General features: G+C 60.2%; 23 protein-coding genes and 1 tRNA gene. 19 read left to right on the top strand and 5 right to left on the bottom strand.

All coding sequences use genetic code 11. The features are described 5' to 3' along the window. Positions 1-121 precede the first annotated feature (121 nt). The 12 genes from Q0887_RS03985 (at position 122) to sthA (ending at position 9480) form a co-directional block, all read left to right on the top strand. Positions 122-337, top strand: a complete 216-nt coding sequence (locus Q0887_RS03985; RefSeq protein WP_299192524.1) for a helix-turn-helix transcriptional regulator — start codon at positions 122-124, stop codon at positions 335-337. Further along, complete coding sequence (locus Q0887_RS03980; RefSeq protein WP_299192522.1) at positions 334-981, top strand: hypothetical protein; 648 nt, start codon at positions 334-336, stop codon at positions 979-981. The genes Q0887_RS03985 and Q0887_RS03980 overlap by 4 nt, the downstream gene beginning before the upstream one ends. A 72-nt stretch (positions 982-1053) precedes the next feature. Next, the gene (locus tag Q0887_RS03975) at positions 1054-1977 is read left to right on the top strand and encodes a TraB/GumN family protein (RefSeq protein ID WP_299192520.1); all 924 of its coding nucleotides are present in this window, start codon (positions 1054-1056) and stop codon (positions 1975-1977) included. Positions 1978-1987: 10 nt separating this feature from the next. Beyond that, a complete protein-coding gene (locus Q0887_RS03970) occupies positions 1988-2884 on the top strand; it encodes a TraB/GumN family protein (RefSeq protein WP_299192518.1) in 897 nt (298 codons plus the stop codon). Positions 2885-3020: 136 nt separating this feature from the next. Beyond that, positions 3021-3698, top strand: coding sequence for a 50S ribosomal protein L25/general stress protein Ctc (locus tag Q0887_RS03965; RefSeq protein WP_299192516.1), 678 nt, complete (start codon positions 3021-3023; stop codon positions 3696-3698). Positions 3699-3795: 97 nt separating this feature from the next. Then, entirely contained in the window at positions 3796-4389 is a 594-nt protein-coding gene (pth, locus tag Q0887_RS03960; protein ID WP_299195222.1) for an aminoacyl-tRNA hydrolase, read from the top strand. Between the two features lie 4 nt (positions 4390-4393). Continuing rightward, positions 4394-4912 (top strand): topology modulation protein, encoded by a 519-nt coding sequence (locus Q0887_RS03955; protein WP_299192514.1) that lies wholly within the window; start codon positions 4394-4396, stop codon positions 4910-4912. Continuing rightward, a complete protein-coding gene (locus tag Q0887_RS03950; RefSeq protein ID WP_299192512.1) occupies positions 4899-5891 on the top strand; it encodes an SDR family oxidoreductase in 993 nt (330 codons plus the stop codon). The genes Q0887_RS03955 and Q0887_RS03950 overlap by 14 nt, the downstream gene beginning before the upstream one ends. Before the next feature lie 14 nt (positions 5892-5905). Then, positions 5906-6289, top strand: coding sequence for a VOC family protein (locus Q0887_RS03945; RefSeq protein ID WP_299192511.1), 384 nt, complete (start codon positions 5906-5908; stop codon positions 6287-6289). A 127-nt stretch (positions 6290-6416) separates the two neighbouring features. Beyond that, positions 6417-6791: a hypothetical protein gene (locus Q0887_RS03940; RefSeq protein WP_299192509.1), complete on the top strand. Its 375-nt coding sequence runs from the start codon at positions 6417-6419 to the stop codon at positions 6789-6791. Positions 6792-6867: 76 nt separating this feature from the next. Further along, entirely contained in the window at positions 6868-7968 is a 1101-nt protein-coding gene (gene ychF, locus Q0887_RS03935) for a redox-regulated ATPase YchF (RefSeq protein WP_299192507.1), read from the top strand. A 66-nt stretch (positions 7969-8034) separates the two neighbouring features. Then, entirely contained in the window at positions 8035-9480 is a 1446-nt protein-coding gene (gene sthA, locus Q0887_RS03930; protein WP_299192505.1) for a Si-specific NAD(P)(+) transhydrogenase, read from the top strand. Positions 9481-9482: 2 nt separating this feature from the next. On the opposite strand, the gene Q0887_RS03925 is transcribed toward sthA, so the two are convergent. Both Q0887_RS03925 and mutL read right to left on the bottom strand, forming a co-directional pair. Continuing rightward, complete coding sequence (locus Q0887_RS03925; protein ID WP_299192503.1) at positions 9483-10244, bottom strand: MBL fold metallo-hydrolase; 762 nt, start codon at positions 10242-10244, stop codon at positions 9483-9485. Between the two features lie 160 nt (positions 10245-10404). Further along, a complete protein-coding gene (mutL, locus tag Q0887_RS03920) occupies positions 10405-12243 on the bottom strand; it encodes a DNA mismatch repair endonuclease MutL (RefSeq protein ID WP_299192501.1) in 1839 nt (612 codons plus the stop codon). 191 nt (positions 12244-12434) lie between these two features. Here mutL and Q0887_RS03915 point away from each other — a divergent pair, with 191 nt between their 5' ends. Genes Q0887_RS03915 through rodA form a run of 5 tightly spaced genes read left to right on the top strand, consistent with a single transcriptional unit; the run spans position 12435 to position 18218 of the window. Continuing rightward, complete coding sequence (locus tag Q0887_RS03915; RefSeq protein ID WP_299192500.1) at positions 12435-13478, top strand: rod shape-determining protein; 1044 nt, start codon at positions 12435-12437, stop codon at positions 13476-13478. Between the two features lie 54 nt (positions 13479-13532). Further along, positions 13533-14438, top strand: coding sequence for a rod shape-determining protein MreC (mreC, locus tag Q0887_RS03910; RefSeq protein ID WP_299192498.1), 906 nt, complete (start codon positions 13533-13535; stop codon positions 14436-14438). Further along, positions 14435-14995 (top strand): rod shape-determining protein MreD, encoded by a 561-nt coding sequence (locus tag Q0887_RS03905; RefSeq protein WP_299192496.1) that lies wholly within the window; start codon positions 14435-14437, stop codon positions 14993-14995. Before mreC ends, Q0887_RS03905 begins: the two co-directional genes overlap by 4 nt. 59 nt (positions 14996-15054) lie before the next feature. Continuing rightward, the gene (gene mrdA, locus Q0887_RS03900) at positions 15055-17094 is read left to right on the top strand and encodes a penicillin-binding protein 2 (protein ID WP_299195219.1); all 2040 of its coding nucleotides are present in this window, start codon (positions 15055-15057) and stop codon (positions 17092-17094) included. Continuing rightward, on the top strand, positions 17091-18218 hold the full coding sequence (gene rodA / locus Q0887_RS03895) for a rod shape-determining protein RodA (protein ID WP_299192493.1): 1128 nt from the start codon (positions 17091-17093) through the stop codon (positions 18216-18218). The genes mrdA and rodA overlap by 4 nt, the downstream gene beginning before the upstream one ends. 22 nt (positions 18219-18240) lie before the next feature. Here the strand turns inward: rodA and Q0887_RS03890 are convergent, their stop codons facing one another. Next, positions 18241-18951, bottom strand: a complete 711-nt coding sequence (locus Q0887_RS03890; protein WP_299192490.1) for a LuxR family transcriptional regulator — start codon at positions 18949-18951, stop codon at positions 18241-18243. Between the two features lie 326 nt (positions 18952-19277). Between Q0887_RS03890 and Q0887_RS03885 the strand changes: the two genes are divergently transcribed. Both Q0887_RS03885 and Q0887_RS03880 read left to right on the top strand, forming a co-directional pair. Continuing rightward, entirely contained in the window at positions 19278-19523 is a 246-nt protein-coding gene (locus tag Q0887_RS03885) for a hypothetical protein (protein ID WP_299192488.1), read from the top strand. Between the two features lie 112 nt (positions 19524-19635). Further along, positions 19636-19711 (top strand) — tRNA-Lys (locus Q0887_RS03880). 287 nt (positions 19712-19998) lie between these two features. Here Q0887_RS03880 and Q0887_RS03875 read toward each other — a convergent pair. Together Q0887_RS03875 and Q0887_RS03870 are read right to left on the bottom strand one after the other, a co-directional pair. After that, the gene (locus Q0887_RS03875) at positions 19999-20514 is read right to left on the bottom strand and encodes a hypothetical protein (protein ID WP_299192485.1); all 516 of its coding nucleotides are present in this window, start codon (positions 20512-20514) and stop codon (positions 19999-20001) included. Positions 20515-20877: 363 nt separating this feature from the next. Further along, positions 20878-21978: a DUF4238 domain-containing protein gene (locus tag Q0887_RS03870; RefSeq protein WP_299192483.1), complete on the bottom strand. Its 1101-nt coding sequence runs from the start codon at positions 21976-21978 to the stop codon at positions 20878-20880. Positions 21979-21993: the final 15 nt, after the last annotated feature.

The following is a 21993-nucleotide window of genomic DNA, read 5'->3' as shown; positions in this document are numbered from 1 at the left end:
ATCAGGTCAACATGACTGAATGTCAGGTTACCTTGACATGGTCAGCAACTCTCGACATAAAGTAAGGGAAACCTGACACACGATTCGCAACCGAGCCACACCAGAGAACGATATCAGAGCTATGAAAAACCGCCTCAAAGTCCTGCGCGCCGAACGCGATTGGTCACAGGCAGAGCTTGCCATGCAGCTCGATGTATCGCGGCAGGCCGTGAACGCGATCGAGACCGGCAAACATGACCCTTCCCTTCCTCTCGCTTTTCGCATCGCCCGGCTTTTCGGGATGAGCATTGAGGAAATTTTCAACGACACCAGTGCCAGCAATGGAGACAGCGCATGACCAGCAATCAACACAGCATGGATCGCGATGGCGGCATGTCATCCACCCTACGCAAAACCCTGATCACGGCGGTTGCAGGACCTGTAAGCATCTTTGCCGCCGGAGCGTTTGCCGGGTTCACGACTGCGGTGATCGAGCGAGGAGGCCCCTCGGCACTCGATCTGGGCATCATGGCCGGATTAGGGCTGACCTTGCTGCTTGTACCCCTTTGCGCATGGAAATTGTGGCCTGCGGGCGAAGGTGAGCTCTTATCCGATAGCACCCGCAAAGCGCGCAATATGCTCATCGGCGCGATGGGAGTTGGTCTCGTCCTCGGCATCTATTTCGCCATCGCTACCGGGCCGGGTGAACTCAGGCTCTTTTCGAATGACCCGATAAATTCGCAAGTTGCAATTGTCGGGATCGCGGTCTGGGCGCTGCTTGTCCCTATCATCACCTGGAAGTGGTGGCGCACCGTCGATGAGCATGAAGCTGCGGCCTATTCAGACGGAGGTCTGATCGCCGCCCACCTCTATCTCATCCTTGTCCCCGCATGGTGGCTCGCCACCCGAGCCGGATGGCTGCCGGAGCAAGACCCGATGATCGTATTCTGCATCATCGGGGTGATCTGGTCTGCGACGTGGCTCTACCGGCGATTTGTCTGAACACCGAACTTCAATTGAATTCTTCCATCCTATCCTTCACTTATACACTCGCTTCCTGAAAGGATCGCACCAATGAAATTACGCACCCTGATTGCCACCACAGCCGCATCGCTCGCGCTGCTTGCTTCCACTCCTGCTCTGGCAGAGGCGCATGATGATCTCGAAGAAGAGCTTGCGCAGCTGCCCAGCGGTCCTGAAGGCCCCGCCCTCTGGAAAGTCTCCGACGAGGACACCACGATCTATCTGTTCGGCACCGTCCACGCGCTCGACCCCAGCGTCGTGTGGTACGATGCGGAAATCGACGCGGCGTTGTCATCAGCCGATACGATCGTGACCGAGCTGCGCATGGACCCCGATAGCGAAGCGGCCATGCAACAGCTTGCGCTCGAGAACGGCGTTTTCACCGATGGCACGACTTTGCGCTCGCTCCTCGATGAGGAACAGACCGCTGCCTATGAGGCTGGCCTTGCGAGCCTCGGCATTCCGGCACCGGCTTTTGACCGGTTGGAGCCGTGGATGGCGGGACTAACGCTCACCATGTTCCCGCTTCTCCAACAGGGCTACGATCTGGAAGCTGGCGTGGACAAGGTGATCCTGCGCAAGGCGGGCGATGCCACACAAGACGCGCTCGAAACGGCCGAATTCCAGCTCGGCATCTTTGATAGCCTGCCGCAGGACCAACAGGTCGAGTTCCTGATGGCCGCGGTCGAAGGCATGGGCGAGGTCAAGGACACGCTCGACGCGATGGTCGCGGAATGGGTCGCCGGTGATGCCGACGGTCTGGCCGCAATCATGAACGAGGATCTCGACGACGAGGCGATGGCCGAGGCGTTGCTCTACAACCGCAACGCCAATTGGGCTGCATGGATCGACGAGCGGCTGGAAAGCACTCCGGGCACGGTTTTCATCGCAGTTGGCGCAGGCCATCTCGCCGGTGAGCGCAGCGTGCAGGATTACCTTGCCGAGCGCGATATCGAGACCACGCGCGTCCAGTAAGGCGCTGACAGTGACACGCATTCTTCGCCGCTTCTTCGCTTTCCCGCTGCTTCTGGCTCTCGCCGGATGCGGCGGGAGTGGCGGGGGCGGTGAGAGTGCCAGCGAAGAACCGCCCTCCCCGCTGCTATACGAAATAACCGATGCGCAAGGGGGCGTCGAAGGGTGGATACTCGGCACCATCCATGCGCTTCCCGATGACACGCAGTGGCGAAATCCCGCGATTGATCGGGTCGTGCGCGAGGCCGATATCCTGCTGGTCGAAGTGCCCGGCCTCGACAATCGCGCAGCGATAGCGGCGACCTTTGCAGAGCTTGCGACCACTCCCGATCTTGGTCCGCTTCCGCCCCGAGTTGATCCGGCGCTGCATTCCGACCTGAGAGAGATGATTGCGCTTTCGGAGGCTACTCCCGAACGCTTTAACGACACCGAGACATGGGCTGCAGCGATCCTGCTCGCGCAGGTTGGAGCCGTTGGGGAACCAGATAACGGGGTGGACCGGGCGCTCATCCGCGAGTTTGACGGACGCCCTGTGCGCGGGTTCGAGACACCGGGCGAGCAATTGGGCATATTCGACCAGCTTGCCGAGGAGGATCAGCGCGATCTGCTCGAGGGAACCGTGCGTGAATGGACTGGATCGCGCGACAATCCCGGATGGCTCACGCAGGCATGGCTACGCGGTGATCTGGCGGTGATCGAAGCCGCGACAAGCGAAGGGATCATGGCCGATCCGGAACTTCGCGCTGCACTGCTGGTGGACCGCAATCGGCGCTGGATGCCGGTGCTGCTGGAGAACTTGCGCGCTGGTGCCAAGCCGCTTGTGGCGGTCGGAACCGCGCACATAGTCGGCCCCGACGGGCTTCCGGCGATGCTGGAGGCTGAAGGATACACAGTCCGCCGCGTCGAATAGCGGCAACGACACTCCTCAATAGAGGTTGCGTTTTCCCCGCCACCCGTTATGTGCGCGCCCTTCGGCGTTCTGGTCATCCCTGGAGGCGGCGCGCCGGATATGAACATTTCAAATATGCATTCGAAAGGCATTATCTATGAGCGACGCTCTTACACTGCCGGCTGAAGCGCGCGAACGGGCAGGCAAGGGAGCCTCCCGTGCACTTCGCCGCGAAGGTCGGATTCCCGCAGTCATCTATGGCGGCAAGGAAGAACCCGTAACGATCCATGTTGAGGAAAAGGAACTGGTCCGTCAGCTGATGACCGGCCACTTCATGAACTCGATTGTGAAGATCGATCTTGGCGGTGAAACCATCCGCACCCTGCCAAAGGACGTCGCTCTGCACCCGGTCACCGATCGCCCGACCCACGCGGATTTCTTCCGCCTGGCACGCGATTCGAAGATCGAGGTTTCGATCCCGGTTGTCTTCACCAATGAAGAAGCTTCGCCTGGCCTCAAGAAGGGCGGCGTTCTCAACGTGGTCCGTCACGATCTTGAACTGGTTTGTGAAGCCGACAAGATCCCAAGCGAGATCGAAATCGATGTCACCGGCAAGGAAGTCGGCGACTCGATCCACATCAGCGAAGTCAACCTGCCCGAAGGCAGCGTGAGCGCGATCACCGATCGCGACTTCACCATCGCCACGCTGGTCGCTCCGTCCGCGCTCAAGAAGAGCGAAGAGGAAGAGACCGAAGGCGAAGAGATCGCAGCTGATGAAGTCGAAGCCACCGCTCAGAAGAGCGATGAAGACGGCGAAGAAAGCGGCGAAGGCTAAACCTAGCCTAGCTCTCAATTCGAGAAATCACCAAAACACCGGGCTGGGAAACCAGTCCGGTGTTTTGTTTTATGGGTAGCGCGCTTACATGGCCTCCATGCAAATCTGGACAGGCCTTGGAAATCCCGGACCGCAATATGCGATGCAGCGGCACAATGTCGGCTTTATGGCGCTGGACGTCATTGCCGACATGTATAATTTTGGTCCCATCCAGAAGAAGTTCTCCGGCTGGGTGCAGGAAGGGCGCATCGGCGGCGAGAAAGTCCTGCTGCTCAAACCCGCGACCTATATGAATGAAAGCGGGCGCAGCGTCGGTGAGGCGATGCGGTTCTACAAGCTCGATCTCGACGCGCTGACGGTCTTTCATGACGAGCTCGACCTCGCCCCCTTCAAGGTGAAGGTAAAGCAAGGCGGCGGCACGGCTGGCCACAATGGATTGCGCTCAATCGACAAGCATCTCGGCCCCGACCCTTCGACAGGGCTCAGGGGAGCTTTCCGCCGCGTGCGCATTGGCATCGGCCACCCCGGCCACAAGGACCGCGTGAGCGGTTATGTGCTCGGCAATTATGCAAAGTCCGAACAAGACGCGCTGGTCGCCATGCTCGGAGCGATCAGCGCCGAGGCCGAATGGCTCGCCAAAGGTGATGACCCGCGCTTTATGAGCGACGTTGCGCTGCGAATGCAGGACTAATCCCATGCAACGCTTGATGGTGATCGGGCCTTGCGGGGCGGGAAAGAGCACGGCCTCTCACCGCATCCATTATCTGCTCGGATTGCCGCTGCACCATCTCGACAAATTGCACTGGCGCGCGGGCTGGATCGAAGGGAGCAAGGAAGAGCTGCACGCCGACCTCGCCCCGATCCTTGCCAGCGATAGTTGGATTATCGACGGCAATTACGGCAGTACGATGGAGCCGCGCATCGCCCGCGCGGACACGATCGTCTATCTCGACTTTCCCATTCGCCTCTGCCTCTGGCGCGCATTCAAGCGGGTCTGGCAATTTCGCGGGCGCAGCCGCCCCGACATGGCGGATGGGTGCCCGGAGCGTTTCAATCTGGAGTTCTTCCTCTATATTGCGGCGTGGAACCACAGGGCCCGACCGCGCACCGAAAAGCTGCTATCGGGATCGCACGACAAGATCATCCGTCTGAAGAACCCCCGCGAGCTGGAAGACTGGCTCGCCCGATTGGAGGCTAACAATGCCCGCACTTGATCGCCGCTCCCTACTCGCCGGAGCCGCCGCTACCGGAGCGCTCGCGGTCACCGCTACGCTCGCTGCCGAAGATGTGCTGCCTGTTGTAGCGGACCTGTCTGGCAAGAGCGTGCTCATCACCGGCTGCTCGACCGGCTTCGGACGTCTCGCAGCGGAGCATTTCGCACGTCACGGCGCGACAGTCTTTGCCACAATGCGCAATCTTCCCCGCACCGAAGCCACTGAACTGGCAGAGCTTGCGCAGGCCGACGGTCTCGACATTCACATCATCGAAATCGACGTCCTGTCCGACGAGCAAGTCGCCGCTGGTGTCGCCGAGGCCGAGCGGATCAATGGCGGCGCGCTTGATGTGCTGATCAACAATGCCGGTATCTCGTATGGCGGCCCGGTTGAAATTCAGGATCTCGAGGCGACCAAGCACACATTCGACACCAATGTCTTTGGCCCGCAGCGTATGATCCGCGCCGCCCTGCCCGCGATGCGCGCGGCGAAGAGCGGGCTGATTATCAACGTCTCCTCGCAGCTTGGCCGGGTGATCGCGCCTTCCTATGGCATGTATTCGCCGACCAAATTTGCGCTCGAAGCGCTGAGTGAAGGCCTCGCCTATGAGCTGGTCCCGCACGGGATCGATGTGACCGTGATCGAACCGGGCGGCTATCCGACGATGATCTGGTCCAATGCCAACACCAACAGCCTCGCGCTGCTCGAACGTTCTGACGGCACGCACACCGATGGCTACCCCGCTCTTATCTCAGGGCTTGGCCAGCGCACCGGAGGCGGCTCGACCGATCCAATGGACGTGCCCCGCGCTATGGCAGCGGTGATCGCGATGCCAGCTGGCACCCGCCCGCTGCGCCGCCCGGTTCATCCTGGGGGCAAGCCGCAGGTCGCGATCAACACTCTTACCGCGCAGGTGCAGGTTGAATGGCTCGGCAATTCGCCCTTCGGCCCATGGATCAAAGCGGTTCATAACGCTTAGCCTGAGGGGCAAAGATGCGGCTCAATCAGGTCACGGTCGGCTGCACGGATTATGCGGCTTCGGTGCAATTCTATACGGCGCTGGGTTTGACGCAGATTGTCGACGCCCCGCCCCGCTATGCGCGGTTTGAAACTCCGAGCGGAGAGACATTTTCGCTCCACCGGGTCGAAGCGGTTAGCGCACCCACGACAGTGGTCTATTTCGAGGTCGAGACGCTGGACGAAACGGTCGAGGCGCTCAAAGCCGCTGGCCTGTCTTTCTCTTCCGATGTCAGCGATCAGAGCTGGGGCTGGAGAGAGGCACGGCTGCACGATCCGGCAGGCAATGAAATCTGCCTTTTCCGAGGCGGCACCAACCGCCGCTTTCCCCCTTGGCGGATGGACGGGCGCAAGGATTAGGGTTTCGGCACTCACCTTCTCGCGACCAAAAAAATCGGGCGTGCGATAGCAGCAGCGATCCTGTGCCAGATTGCAACAGTCGCTTCGGCCCAATTGATCAACTGGGCTTCGCTGCGAAACTGCGCGAATGGACAGATCGAGCATCAAAGTCGCAGTAACGGCTGCAATTTTTTCCGCATGCCTCGTTAGCTACTCGGTCAGCGCGCAAGACGCACCGCCAGCTTCGACCAGCGGGTCAGATGGCGGCGGAATGGTGTCGAGCAGCACCAGTAGCACTGGCAGTTCGGGCAATTTTGGCGTCGGCGGCACCACGACAACCTCGGGCTTCTGCACTCCAGGAGGGATCGGCTGCGGACCAGATGGCCGCATAATCGGATACGACGCGGATGACGGTGCGCCCGTGCCTGAACCGACTGGCGCAGCTTTCCTGATGCTCGGCGTGGGGATAATCGCAGGCCGTTCGATCCAGCGGCGCTTCAACAAAAGCAAACAATCGGCATAGGCCAAGATTGCCATTGTCGATCACCACAGCTAAACGCGCCGCTTCCAGATCAAGCATTAGCGTTTAGAGAAAAATCATGGGTTTCCGTTGCGGGATCGTGGGCCTGCCCAATGTCGGCAAGTCCACCCTTTTCAATGCTCTTACCGAGACGCAAGCCGCACAGGCTGCGAATTATCCGTTCTGCACGATCGAGCCCAATGTCGGGCAGGTCGCAGTGCCGGATGAGCGGCTTGAGAAAATCGCCGCCATTGCCAAGAGCGCGAAGGTCGTCGCCACCCAGCTCGCCTTTGTCGATATTGCGGGTCTGGTGAAAGGCGCGAGCCAGGGCGAAGGTCTGGGCAACCAGTTCCTCGGCAATATCCGCGAAGTCGATGCGATTGTGCACGTCCTGCGCTGCTTTGAAGATGACGATATCCAGCACGTCGCCAACAAGGTCGATCCGATTGCCGACGCCGAAGTGGTCGAAACCGAGCTGATGCTATCCGACCTCGAAAGCCTCGAAAAGCGCGTTCCGGCCGCAGCCAAGCGCGCGACCGGCGGTGACAAGGAAGCGAAGATCCTCGCCAGCGTTCTCGGACAGGCGCTCGAACTGCTGAAAGACGGCAAGCCCGCTCGGCTGACCGAACCCAAGGATGACGAGGAAGCGCGCCTGTTCGCGCAGGCGCAGCTGCTGACCGCAAAGCCGATCCTCTATGTCTGCAACGTCGCCGAAGACGAAGCCGCAACCGGCAACGCCATGACCAAAGCCGTCTTCGCCAAGGCCGAAGCCGAAGGCGCGCAGGCCGTCGTCGTATCCGCCGCTATCGAGGCTGAACTGATCTCGATGCCGATGGAAGACCGCGCCGAGTATCTCGCAGAGCTGGGTCTTGAAGAAAGCGGCCTCGCCCGCGTGATCCGCGCCGGATACACATTGCTGGGCCTCAACACCTTCTTCACCGCCGGCCCCAAGGAATCGCGCGCATGGACCTTCCCCGCAGGCGCGAAAGCTCCGCAAGCGGCGGGCGAAATCCACACCGATTTCGAAAAAGGCTTCATCCGCGCCGAAACCATCGCTTACGACGACTACATCGCGCTGAACGGAGAAGCGGGCGCGAAGGAAGCGGGCAAGATGCGCCAGGAAGGCAAGGATTACGACGTGCAGGACGGCGATGTGATGCTGTTCAAGTTCAACGTCTGACCTTACGTCTGTTTGCGTAGCGTCGCGCTATCTCAACCTTGGTGATGTTCGGCCCATTGTGGCTGAATGAGCAAATATGATTTTGTAGTGCTGGGCGCTGGCCCCGCAGGTAGGCGCGCAGCGATCCAAGCGGCAAAGCTTGGGCGCAGCGTGTTGGTGGTCGATGATCGCAGCAAGGTGGGCGGTGTTTCCGTCCACACCGGCACGATCCCCTCCAAAACCCTGCGCGAGACAGCGCTCAACCTGTCAGGCTGGCGCGAGCGGGCGTTTTACGGTCAGGGATACCGCACCAAGGACAAGATTGAGTCGAGCGACCTCAATCAGAGGATCGCCAAGACCTTCGATTACGAGGTTTCGGTGCTCGAACATCAGTTTGCGCGCAACGGCGTGCAGACCGCCAATGGCAGAGGCTGCTTTGTCGGTCCCAACCAGATCGCTATCGAGAGCATTTGCGGCGATGCGCGAATGACCGAAGTGGTCGAGGCCAAGAAAGTGCTGATCTCGGTCGGCACCGCGCCTTTCAGGCCTGACCATATTCCGTTCAACACCACCAATGTCCTCGATAGCGACACTTTCATCCTGCAGCCGCGCATGCCGCGCAGCCTGACGGTGGTGGGCGCGGGCGTGATCGGGCTAGAATATGCGACGATTTTCAGCGCGCTCGACATTCCTGTGACGCTGATCGAACCGCGCGAGCGCTTGCTCGAGTTCATGGACGGGGAGATCGTTGAGCACCTGATCCATTCGATGCGCGAGCGGGGGATCACATTGCGGCTTGGCTGCACCCTCACCCATGTCCACTTCAGCGAAAGCGGCAATCCCATCTGCCAGCTGGGCGACGGGCGGCTGATCGGCTCCGAAATGGTGCTCTTTGCCGCGGGCCGCAAAGGCGCGATTGGCGGGCTTGGGTTGGAGAAAGTGGGGATTGAGGCTGATGAGCGCGGGCGGCTCGAAGTCAACCGCACGACCTTCCAGACCGCCAACCCCGATATCTATGCCGCCGGCGATGTGATCGGCTTTCCCAGCCTTGCCTCAACCTCGATGGAACAAGGCCGCGCGGTCGCTTGCCACGCCTTTGGCAATGCGATCGAGACCGACGATCAAAAGCCGCCTTACGGCGTCTATGCCGTGCCCGAATTGTCCTCTGTTGGCCTGACCGAGGAAGATGCGCGCAAGGCGGGCATATCCTACGAATGCGGCATTGCGCGCTTTCGCGAGACGTCACGCGGGCACATTATGGGTTTGGAATCGGGCATCCTGAAGCTCATCTGCGACCGCGCCACGCGCAAGCTGATCGGCGTCCACGTCATCGGCGAAGGCGCGAGCGAGCTTGTCCATATCGGCCAAGCGGTCATCAATCTGGGCGGAACGATCGACTACTTCGTCGAGAACAGTTTCAACTATCCCACCCTTGCCGAGGGCTACAAAGTCGCCGCACTGGACCTGTGGAACCGCCTACAGGTCACGCCGGTCGAGGAGGAAGAGCGAGCCAGCACACGCGCGGCTGCCTAGCCCTACTCCCAAAGCTCCATCCCGCTCGCCGAAATCGCTTCGGCGTCGTGCGAGACGATCACGTTGATGTTCGGTTCCGCGTCGAACTCCATCAAGAGCAGCCGGATTTGCTCCAGCCGCGCCTCGTATTCAGGGACCATCAGGTAGCTGTAGAAGAACCCCTTGGGGTGGTTTTCAACCAGATTTTCGCGGGTATTGGCTATGTCGCCTGACAGAAGCCAGAGCGTGTCGCCTACCGGCACTGCAAACATCGTGCTGCCCGGCGTGTGGCCGCCCATCGGATAGATACCGATGCCCGGGAAGTCTGGCGATGCACGCTCACCTTCGGCCAATCGCACCTGCTGCGCGCAGCTATTGGCCTCCAGCATGTCGGCTTGTTCGCTTGTGTGCAGATTGTGCTCAGTGGCCTGATCACTTGTTTGCAGGATGGTTACGGGGCGATCGATCTCGCCGCAAATCGCCTCGATCCCCTGCACATGATCGACGTGCAAATGGGTAAAGCCTATCCCTTCGACGCGGGCAATGTCATCTCCCATCAGGTCCGGAACCGTGCCGTAAAATGTGGCCGGATCTGCGCCCAAGAGCGTTTCAAACAACTCGCCAAACTCAATAGCGTTCGCGCGGTCCATTCCGGTGTCGATGAGCAGTATTTTGCCATCCTCCCACTCGATCACGAAGGTGGAATGGCCCAGCGTGCGCGCATCGGATTCCTGATCCGAGGTGACGAAATAGCTGATCCGGGTCGGGCGGTCCGCCGCACTCATCAAGCTTGTGATTTCCGCCTTGGTCGGAAGCTCAGGTTCGATGGACCGGATCTGGAAATGCGCAGGAAGCAGCATGACAGCCAGGAGCGCACAGAAGAGCAACGCAATGAGGGCCAGCGCCCATCCAATTCTCTTCAGCCATTTCACCATCACAAATTCCTCAATGTCGCCCGAACAATTTCTCGACGTCTTCCATGCTCAGCTTCACCCAAGTCGGGCGGCCGTGATTGCACTGGCCGGACCTTGGGGTGGCCTCCATTTCGCGCAAAAGAGCGTTCATCTCGGCCACGCTAAGCACCCGCCCTGCGCGCACCGAACCGTGGCAGGCCATTGTTGCGAGCACATATTCGAGCCGCTCGGCGAGAAGCAGCGAGCCGCTGTCTTCCTGCTTGCCGTGCTTGGCGATGTCGTCGGCGAGATCGCGCAGCAGCTTGGCTGAATCCGCCTTCGCAATGGCAGAGGGAACCGCGCGCACCAGCATCGCCGACGGTCCGAACCGCTCTACGCTGAGGCCATAACGCGCAAGACCCTCGGCTGCGTCTTCGAGCCGGTCGCAATCCGCCTCGTCCATCTCGACCACATCGGGGACGAGCAAGGCTTGCGAGCGCTGCGTAGCCTCGGCAGCTCCGGCGCTTTTGAGGCGTTCGAGTACAAGCCGCTCATGCGCTGCGTGTTGATCGACCAGCACCAACCCGTCAGCGCTTTCAGCAACGATGTAGGTATTGGCGACCTGTCCGCGCGCAATGCCGAGCGGGAATTGCGCGGCGTCCTCGGGGAGCGGAGCGGCTTCTTCAGCGCGGCCTTGCGGCAGAGCATCGCTTGTAGGCAAAGGCTGGCGCGGTGCCCAATCACTGCGCGGTTCAGCGACGTGCTGCTGCGGCGCGCTCCAGTCGTGCCCTTCAAAGATCGAGCGCAAAGCTGCGGGTTGCTCCGGTTCTGCCTGCCATCGCTCCATCGCCGCGCGGTCCGGCCCCTGAGCACTGCGCCGGTCGCCGGACGCAAGCGCCTGACGCAAACCGGAGACGATAAAGCCGCGCACGCCGGTCGCATCGCGGAATCGGACCTCAGTCTTGGCCGGATGGACGTTCACATCGACATCCTGCGGCGGCACGTGGAGGAACAGCGCAAGCACAGCATGGCGATCGCGCGCAAGCATGTCAGAGTAAGCCCCGCGCACCGCTCCGGTCAGCAGCTTGTCCTTTACCGGACGGCCATTGACGAAGAGGTACTGGTGATCGGCAACCCCGCGATTGTAGGTCGGCAGACCCGCAATTCCGGTGAGCCGCATCGCTCCATGTGGCGTCTCGCGCTCCAGCTCGATGGCCACCGCATTGTCTTTGAGTTCGCGCGCGATGATCTGGGCGACGCGGGTGGAAAGCGCCTCGTCGCTTTGCGTGGACAAAGCCTTGCGCGACTTGCCCTCTGCGCCGTTCTCCAAAGTGAAGGCAATGTCAGGCCGCGCCATGGCCAGGCGGCGGGTGACATCAAGGCAGGCAATGTATTCGCTGCGGGCCGTGCGCAGGAATTTGCGGCGTGCAGGAACCTTGGCAAAGATCTGCTCGACCCGAACGCGCGTGCCCACGGGCAAAGCCGCCGGTCCATCCTCTACCAGCTTGCCATGATTCACGATGCGCCGCCAGCCATCAGCGGCGCCTTGAGGGCGGCTTTCCAACGTCAACCGCGCGACACTGGCAATCGAGGGCAAGGCCTCTCCGCGAAAGCCGAGCGTGGCCACCATCTCGATCGCCTCATCCGGCAGTTTGGAAGTCGCGTGGCGTTCCAGCGCCAGCTCCATATCCGCAGGCGACATCCCGCAGCCATCATCGGTGACTTCAAGCCGCGTCAGCCCGCCATCGGTCAGCGCCACAGCGATTCGCCGAGCGCCGGCATCAATCGCGTTTTCGACCAGTTCCTTGAGCGCAGCGGCGGGCCGTTCGACCACTTCACCGGCGGCAATCCGGTTCACAAGTGCATTGGGGAGGCGGCGAATTTGGGGCATTTGTCGCAAGCTAGACGTCACACGCCGCAAATTCGAGTGCTACGGGGGAAAATACCTAATCCCATCAACGAAAATTTTAGCAATTTTGCCAAGGTTTCGCTAGGCGCAACAGATCACGTCATTTTCAGATTGCGCATCGGGTCTTCGCAGGCCATCCGCGCAACATATCGGCACTACGGAAAAACAAAAAAATGAGCTTTTTTGCCAATCTCTTCAAATTCGGTTCGCAGAACATGGCCATCGATCTCGGGACAGCCAACACGCTGGTTTATGTCCAGGATCAGGGCATCGTCCTCGATGAGCCTTCGGTGGTCGCAATCGAGACGATCAACGGGATCAAACGGGTCAAGGCCGTGGGCGATGACGCGAAGATGATGATGGGCAAGACTCCCGATTCCATCGAAGCGATCCGCCCCCTTCGCGACGGCGTGATCGCCGACATCGAAATCGCCGAGGAGATGATCAAGCACTTCATCCGCAAGGTCCATGGAAAGCGCAACCTGTTCCGCTATCCCGAGATTGTGATCTGCGTTCCCTCAGGTTCGACCTCGGTCGAGAAGCGCGCGATCCGCGACGCGGCGTCGAATGCGGGCGCATCGGAAGTGTATCTGATCCTTGAACCCATGGCCGCAGCAATCGGCGCAGACATGCCGGTGACTGAGCCGGTTGGTTCGATGGTGGTCGATATTGGCGGCGGCACGACCGAAGTCGCTGTGCTTTCACTGCGCGGGCTTGCCTACACCACCAGCGTTCGCACTGGCGGCGACAAGATGGACGAAGCCATCGTCTCTTACGTCCGCCGGCACCACAACCTGCTGATCGGCGATGCGACGGCTGAGCGGATCAAGAAGGATTACGGCATTGCAATGGTTCCCGAAGACGGCGTCGGCGAAACCATCACGCTGAAGGGCCGCGATCTTGTGAACGGCGTGCCCAAGGAAATCACGATCAACCAGGCGCATATTGCAGAGGCTTTGTCCGAGCCTATCGGTGCGATTGTCGAAGGCGTGCGCATTGCGCTGGAAAACACCGCGCCGGAACTGGCCGCTGACATTGTCGATCAGGGCATCGTGCTCACCGGCGGCGGCGCGTTGATCCGCCGTCTGGACGAGCATTTGCGCGAGGAAACCGGCCTGCCTGTCTCCATCGCCGAAGACCCGCTCACCTGCGTCGCCATCGGCACAGGCCGGGCTATGGAAGATCCGATCTATCGCGGCGTCTTGATGACCGCGTAACACCAATCCACGCGGGAACGGACGCGGGAGATGAAACAAGGGAAGTAAGAGGCCATGGCGCCGCCATCATCGCGTCGATCAGGCTTTTCGAGAAAGCAGCAATATTCGGTCTTTACCGGATATTTGCTGGCGACCCTTGGCGCGCTGCTGGGCCTTGCCTTGCTGGCATTATCTCTGTGGCAACCGGGCGCGCTCCAGCCCTTGCGCAGCGGTGCGAGTGAAGTTGTGGCTCCTGCTGGTGAAGCCACCGCTACCGTGCGCGCAGGCCGCAATAATGCGGCGGATTCGATCGCGGGTTACTGGAATGCCGCAAGCCAAAACGCTGCTTTGCGCCGCGAGGTAGAAGTCGCCCGCATCCGTCTCGCAGAAGCCGAAGCCGTCGAAGCCGAAAACCGGCGTTTGAAAGCGCTGCTCGGGCTCAGCACCGAAGAAGCCGCTCCTATCGCCACCACACGGCTCGTCGGCTCCAGCTCGTCGAGCGCGCGGCGCTTTGCCTATATCGGGGTCGGCGCTTCGGAAGGCGTCGAGATCGGGATGCCGGTCCATTCGGAGCGCGGCGTGATCGGGCGCGTGCTCGAAACCGCGCGCAGCTCCTCGCGCATTCTGCTGCTGACTGACACTGAGAGCGTGCTGCCGGTGCGCCGCGCTTCGGACCAGACCGTCGCCTTTGCCGAAGGGCGCGGAGACGGCCTGCTGCGCATCCGGCTTATCAACCTCGGGCTGAACCCGCTTGAAGTCGGCGACGTCTTCGTCACCAGCGGGGCAGGCGGATATTACCGCCCCGGCGTCGCGGTCGCGGTGCTGAGCGAGCTGACCCCTGATGGCGGGATCGCGCAGCTGATCGCGGAGCCATCCGCCACAAACTATGTCAATGTCGAGCCGATTTACGAACCGCTTGCTGTCGATGCCAGCGAAGTGCGCGCACGAGATGAATTGACCGATGCGGAGCTGGAGGATTGATCGACCGGCTCGATCCACCCGTCCGTCACCGCGCCTATGGATCTGGCGGGATCAACCGCGTTGAATCCCCGCTGCGCGCGAACAGCGTCCCCTACATCTCGATTGCACTTGGATCGCTTCTGCCGTTCCTGCTGATCGCCGATGTGATGCCGCTCGCGCCGCCGCTCGGCTTTATCCTGTTCCTTGGGTGGAGGTTGATGCGGCCCGGTCTCATGCCGCTTTGGGTTGGAGTGCCGCTTGGCGCGTTGGATGATCTGTTCAGCGGTCAGCCTTTTGGCAGCGGAATTCTGCTATATTCGCTCACCATGATTGCACTGGAAATCGTCGAAACGCGCTTTCCGTGGCGCGGGTTTTGGCAGGACTGGTTCACCGCCGGTCTTGGCATCTTGCTCTATATCATCGCTGCCATGACCATCTCAGGCGCGACTTTGAGCGCGCATCTCTTCATCGCGGCGATCCCGCAAATCCTGCTGGCGATCCTGCTGTACCCGCTGATCGCGCGGGTGATTGCGTGGCTCGACCGTTTCCGCCTTTCGCGCACGCGGAGGATCGGGTGAAGAGATCGTTCAAGCAGCGCAGCGGCGCGCAGAAACGCAGCGTCCCGATCAACGCTTCGATGCTGAAGCACACATTCGACCGGCGGGCGATGGTCATCGGCGGCATTCAGGGCGGTATCGGTGTGCTGCTGGCGGTGCGGATGGGCTATCTCGCGATTGCCGAGAATGAGAAATACCGGCTCGAATCCGAAAGCAACCGTGTCAATCTGACGCTGATCCCGCCGCGCCGCGGGTGGATACTCGACCGTAACGGCGCGCCGCTCGCCTCCAATCGCGCCGATTTCCGCGTCGATGTGATCCCCGAACGGCTGAACGATCCCGATGCGACAATCGACAGACTTGGCCAGCTTCTCGAGCTTGGTGAAGCGCGGATCGCCGACCTCAAGGCCAAGATCGAGGCGAGCAGCGGCTATCAACCGGTCGAGGTCGCAAGCGGGCTGGAATACGAACAATTCGCCGCGCTCAGCGTCCGCCTGCCCGATATGCAGGGCGTGATCCCGCAGCGCGGCTTCTCGCGCTTCTACCCCACCGCATCCTCGGTCGGCCATCTGATCGGCTATGTCGGCCCCGCCAATGCCGAGGAATATGACGAGGAAGAGCGCAACCCGCTGCTGATCACGCCGGGCTATAAAATCGGCAAGGACGGGCTGGAGCGTCAGTTCGAACAGGATCTGCGCGGCGTTCCGGGAGCGCGGCGGGTCGAAGTGACCGCAGGGGGACGGATCGTGCGCGATCTCGAAACGCGCGACGACATTCAGGGCGATCCGGTGCAGCTCACCATCGACGGGCCGCTGCAGGATTACGCCGCACGCCGCATCGGGCTTGAGAGCGGATCGGTGGTGGTGATGGACTGCCGGACGGGCGATCTGCTCTGCATGGCAAGCATGCCCAGCTTTGACCCGAACAGTTTCTCCGACGGGATTGGCAGCGTCGAATATGCGATGCTGCGCGAGGATCAGCGCGTGCCTTTGCGCAACAAGGTTTTGAAAGGCCTCTACCCGCCCGGCTCCACGGTCAAGCCGATGCATTGCATGGCATTTCTCAAGGCCGGAATTGACCCCAGCGAGACGATTGTGTGCGGCGGCGGCCGGCGGATCGGCAACCGCTTCTTCAATTGTCACAGCAATCACGGCGTCGTGAATATGGACCGCGCGATTGCTCAGAGCTGCGACAGCTATTTCTACCACTTCGCCCAGCAAATCGGGTTCGACGCAGTGGCGGAAATGGCCAAGGATCTGGGCATGGGGCAGGAATTCCCACTTCCCGTGACCAGCCAGTTCTACGGCACCGTCCCGACGCCGGAATGGAAGTTCAACAAGTTCGGGCGCGAATGGGCGGCCTATGACACGGTTAACGCCTCGATCGGTCAGGGCTATTACCTCGCAAGCCCGCTGCAATTGGCGGTGATGACTGCGCGGCTTGCGACCGGCAAGCGGCTCAATCCGCGCCTTGTGCTCGACGGCGCGGATGTTGATCCTGCCGATTACAATTTCAGGCCGGAAGATATTGCCCATGTGCGCCAGGCGATGAGCAATGTTGTGAACGGCGCGGGCACTGCGCGGCGCGCACAGCTGCCAATCCCTGACGTTCAGATCGCAGGCAAGACCGGCACCGCGCAAGTTGTCTCGCTGAGCATTTCAGACGGGCGCAGCGGCCCGTGGAAGTACCGCGATCACGGCCTTTTCACCTTCTTCGCGCCCACCGAAAACCCGCGCTATGCTGGCGCGGTGGTGATCGAACATGGCGGCGGGTCGGGTTCTGCCTATCCCATTGCGCGCGACGTGATGACCTTCATGTTCGACCCGCAAAAGGGCCTGGAGGCTTTGAGCGCTCTCGAGCGGCAATGGGGCGGCACCGCGCAGGAACGGCTTGAGCAACGCTACGCCGCCTATGCCGCCGAGCGCGGCGCAACCGTCGTCGCCCCTCCCCGCCGTGATGAGGATATTTTCGACCGGGTGGAAGCAGAAGCACGCGTCGCAGCCCAGCAATCCGAGCAGATCGCCGATGAGTTCGTCGCGCCGCGCGAGGACCAGAATGCGGTTGGCACCCCTCCCCCTGATGCGCTCACACCCGCCCCCACTGCGGAGCCGACAGAATGAGTGCGCGCGGAGGCATAATTCCAGAACCGATTGCGCGTCAGCCGTGGGAGATGTTGATCCCGCTCTTCATGCTGGTCGCTTTCGGCGCAGCGGTGCTGTTCTCGGCAGCGGGCGGTTCGATGGACCCGTTCGCATCCTCTCACCTCATCCGTTTCAGCGTCTTTCTGGTGATGGCGGCGGTGATCGCCTCATTCCCGCGCGAGCTCGTCCGGTTCATGACCTATCCCGCCTATATCGCGGTGCTGCTGATGCTGGTCGGAGTGGAGGCAATGGGCGCACTGCGAGGTGGAAGCCAGCGCTGGCTGGATCTTGGTTTCATGGTGCTGCAGCCATCGGAGCTAATGAAGCCGGTGATCGTGGTCACGCTCGCGCAGTTCTATTCAACTCTGCCGGTCGGCCTGATCTCCAGCTGGCGGGCAATTGTGCTGCCCGGCGCAATGATTGCGGTTCCGATGGCGTTGGTCCTCTTGCAGCCAGATCTCGGAACCTCGTTGGCGATTGCGTTTGGCGGAGCGGTCGTGATGCTGCTCGCGGGCCTTCCGCTGCGCTGGTTCATTGCGGGGGGGACGGCAGCGGTTGCGGCGGCTCCGCTCATCTTCTTCTTCGGGCTTCAGGAATATCAGCAGCGCCGCGTGCTCACGATGTTCAACCCTGAAGAAGACGCGCTGGGTGCTGGCTATCACATCACCCAGTCCAAGATCGCAATCGGGTCAGGCGGATTGTTCGGCAAGGGTTTCAACAATGGCTCGCAAAGCCACCTGCAATATCTGCCAGAGCCGCATACCGACTTTGTCTTTGCCACCATGGCAGAGGAATGGGGGCTGGTCGGCGGATTGTTCGTGCTGGCAGTATTCAGCATCATTCTGCGCTGGGGCCTAAGGGTCGCGCGTGAAAGCCGGGACCGGTTTGCCAGCCTGCTTGCCGCCGGGATGGTGGCGACGATATTCTTCTACATCGCGGTCAATCTGCTGATGGTGATGGGCATGGCGCCTGTGGTGGGCATCCCGCTGCCCTTTATGAGCCATGGCGGATCGTCGATGATGACCAACATGATCTGCATCGGCGCGCTGATGATGGTCAATCGCTGGAACCGCAATGCACCGCGCGGCGGCCTGTCGGGGTAGCGGGTTGTCGGGCTAGCGCGCGCTAGACCTTCACCAGTCCCAGCCTGAGCGCCTTCACAACCGCGCCCACCCGGTCAGTCACATCAAGCTTGGCATAGATGCGTTTGGAGTACGTCTTCACCGTATCAGGCGAGATATCGAGGATGGTCGCAATCGTGCTTTGCGACTTGCCGCGTGCTGCCCATGTGAGCACTTCAATCTCGCGTTCGGACAGAGCGGGCGTCGGTGTCGCTTGCTCCAGCAGCATGCAAATCCGCTGATGCCCTGCTTGCGCAACGCTGCGCACGGTCCCGATCTTATCTGCTGCGACCTCCCCCACCGGCTTTTCGAAGTCAAACCCGGCATAGGCATCGCGCCCACCCGGCCCGAACAGGGCTATGCCAAAGCCATGGATCAGGCCGTGCTCGTGCATCGCCTCGAAATAGGCTTCATTGGCTGCGCTGTTGGGAGCCGCTTGCTGCGCTTCTTGCCACGTCATCATCTTGCCGCTTGCCATAACGCGGCCAGGAATCGGGTCTGATGAGCGAAACCCTTCGCGATCATAACAGGCCAGCCATTCTTTGGTGAAGCCGTCCGCATAGACAGCCGTCGCAATAGAATTGGGCTCCCCGAAAAGTGGCGTCACATGATAGCTCATCCTGACAATGCCCTGCTCTGCGAAGATATCTCTCGCAAAGCCGAGCACGGCCCCGATGTCATTCAAGGCATCGATCTGATCGAAATACCGCTGCATGATACATCTTGATACCACACGTCCCCCAACTGGGCGACTTTCCGTTTACGTAAGGAACGGCAATATGGGGACAAGGCTCGAAGGAGCCTGGGCGTTCGGGTCGCATCCACCAGTTGCACTGGAGGAAACGTTGAGCGTTCAAGCCCTGGCGGCAGGTGTGCTCCCCCCAATTTGCGCCCTGCCGTCAGGCATTTGTCTGATCGCTCAATCGAGGTTTTGCCATGCTCCGCCTGCGGACTGCAATTTCACGCGTTTGTCGCAACTTAACCCTTTCTAGAGGGGCGGGAGTCGATGCTGCGCAACCCGTCACCATCCGGATGATTGAGGTGAGTGAGGCGCTCCACAATCGTCAGAAGGCAGGTCTGCAAACCAGCCTGCGTCAATTGCACACGATCTGCGATCTGAGCCAGGCCGAGGCCCTTAATGTTGCGGCGCAGCTGGAGAATGCCGGGACCGTCATGATCGAGCGCGATCTGAGCGATGCCTTCGAATCGCGGATCACGCTGAGCGAAGATGCGAGCAAGCGATTCGAATCCGCTCTGGCGCGCCCTGACGTACAAGCAGCAGGATAAAGGCTTTCATTCCCGAAGCGGCGCGTTATATGCGGCGACCCAAGCGGGAATCGCGTGATTCGGACCTCTGCTACAGACGCTCCCACTCACGCAGACCGAGATGGATCGGTACGGACGCATAGCTCAGTTGGTAGAGCAGCTGACTCTTAATCAGCGGGTCCTAGGTTCGAACCCTAGTGCGTCCACCATTTTTTCAATGAGTTATTGGCGATTGGTTCAGTCAGCGACCGTTCGTGGGTCCCAATGGGGTCACAGAATAGTGAGATAGTTACTTGTATGGCTGCTTTGCGCCCCAAATGAAAATGTTCATACTCTCGGACACCTCCCCCCAAAAATGGTGATTGAACGCACTACATCCAAAATGCCGACGAGCTAGACTCAAAGATGGTCATCGTCGGCAGAGGTCATTGCCAGGGAGCACAGTTGCGAACTGGCGCGCTTTCCATTGGCAGTTTGGGACAATTGTTCGCACGCTTCAGTCCCGGATTTCACCAACCACAGCCATATGGACCGGAGCTCCTAGGGTTGCAAAGAGTCGGACCTCCGCGACGAGCAGAATACGCCTGCCGACTCTGAGCGTCCGCAAGGTCAAACCGTGTAACTCGTCAGTCTCGTGCGGTACTTCGGGACGACCGCCAACGTACTCGAAAGCTTCTGGGCCTGCGTCCTCCAAAATGATGTCGCGTAAGAAAGGGACAAAATAATCCGGTCCGTAACGGGCAACCGCGAGAGCGTGTCCGATCTTCGCAATCATCCTAACGAAGGCGAACACGTCCATTCTGTTCGTCGTGAAGTTCTCGATGCCGTGCTTTGCAAGCTTCTCGAGGTCAAAGTTTAACGCTGTCGACCAAGGCGGTGGATTACCCACAGAAGCATAACCAGGCGGCCTCAAAACCCCTGGAAGATCAAAACGAGGTATCATCCACATCACAGGATAGTCATCGACCGGAACCATGACCTTATTGCCCTCGATGCGGTTCACATCGAACAAAGGCAGTTCGAGGGGCCGCTTCTTAGTCCGTGATCGAAGCTGAAGGTATTCCCTCACGGCTCGAAAGCCACCGCGCATTATCATTGCCTCATTGCGACCAGTGATTTGCTCGCAGCTCCTGCAACTAGCCTCAGGGAACACAAAGTTCCCGTTGATAGAGAGCGGCACGACATGCTCTTCGTGCAGCTTTCCTCCCTCCTTTGTGTACGTGGTAGCACCGCAATAGATGCACAAACCCGCTGGCGCACATCGAAATTCAGACTTTCTTGGGAATGGATCAAACGTGACCCAACTTTCAGTGTCGCGGTCCCAGCGTGTAATCCCCTCTGGCCCGAACCGATCATTCGGCGGTTCTGGCATCTCTCACTGCTCCCTCAACTCGTTCAACATATCCAAACGTGCAAACGCGCGGTCAACACGCGCAACGCGATCCGCATCGCGGAATGGCGGCACTTCCCAAGCCCTCAGTGTTCTCGGACGGGTCAATATGCAACGAACGAACGAGAGGTCGAGCTTGATTGTTGATGGTGCGGCGCCCGATCCATGCCGCGTCCGCACTTCACTTTCTGATTGCGCGACAATCTCCTCGCGGAAAAATGTTCGTTCTCTCTTTCTGAGCTTAGCCCACTTCAAAGCCGAGGCTAAAAATTCGCGTTCCGATGTGCTTGCTGAACTGAATAGTGCGGCCTGCGCCGCCTCCCACTGAAGGTCATTAATAAGCGCGACCTGCGCATCATCAAAAAGTTGAATAGTGCCGCGCGCGTTTGTCTCGACCTGGTAGGCGGCGCGGTCGAAACCAAACAGCGCAAGCTTTGGTCCAAGCGGCAAAAATAGCTGCAATCCGACATTGGCATAGCCTGTCACGCTTATGTCCTGGTCTTCATAGAGCCTGTTGTGGAGGACAACCGGCGTGTCCGAGGCAATGAAAGGCGTCGTACATGAGTTATCTATGAGCACAAATTCGAGATCGGCAAGCAAGGAGGCACCAATTGTCGCGTATTGCACGAGCTCGGAAACGGCGTTTGAACGTCTGATCTTAACCCTTGCAAGTGCGTCGATAACTTCTTGATTTCCCTCAAGCTCGGCCTTTGTCCGGAGCACCGATTTAGCGGCCTTTTCCGAAATCTCATTGTGCTGCTCAGCAGCGCCGAGAGTGCGAGAGTGCTGCATGCCAAGATAAAAGATCAGCCATTCATGCTCCTGACTCCCTGTGGTCGGCAGTTGGCGCTCGGCGATCGCACGAGCGAATATACGTGCGGCAGGTCCTTCGATTCTACCAAAGGCGCGCTCGGCGAGGCCATCCTTGCCATAGAAGTAGTCCCGGCACGCTTGACCGCGTATCGGAGCGTTGGGGATGAACTTTTCGCGTTCGATCGCAAAGACGCCGATTCTGTTGTCGCCAGCACGCGCGAATAGACGCATATACATTTGCGGCACGTAGTGATGGCTTTTGTTCTGAGGCATCGGCTTTTGTAGTAT

This window comes from uncultured Erythrobacter sp., assembly GCF_947492365.1.
Taxonomy (GTDB): domain Bacteria; phylum Pseudomonadota; class Alphaproteobacteria; order Sphingomonadales; family Sphingomonadaceae; genus Erythrobacter.
This window is presented reverse-complemented; position numbering and strand designations above follow the sequence as displayed.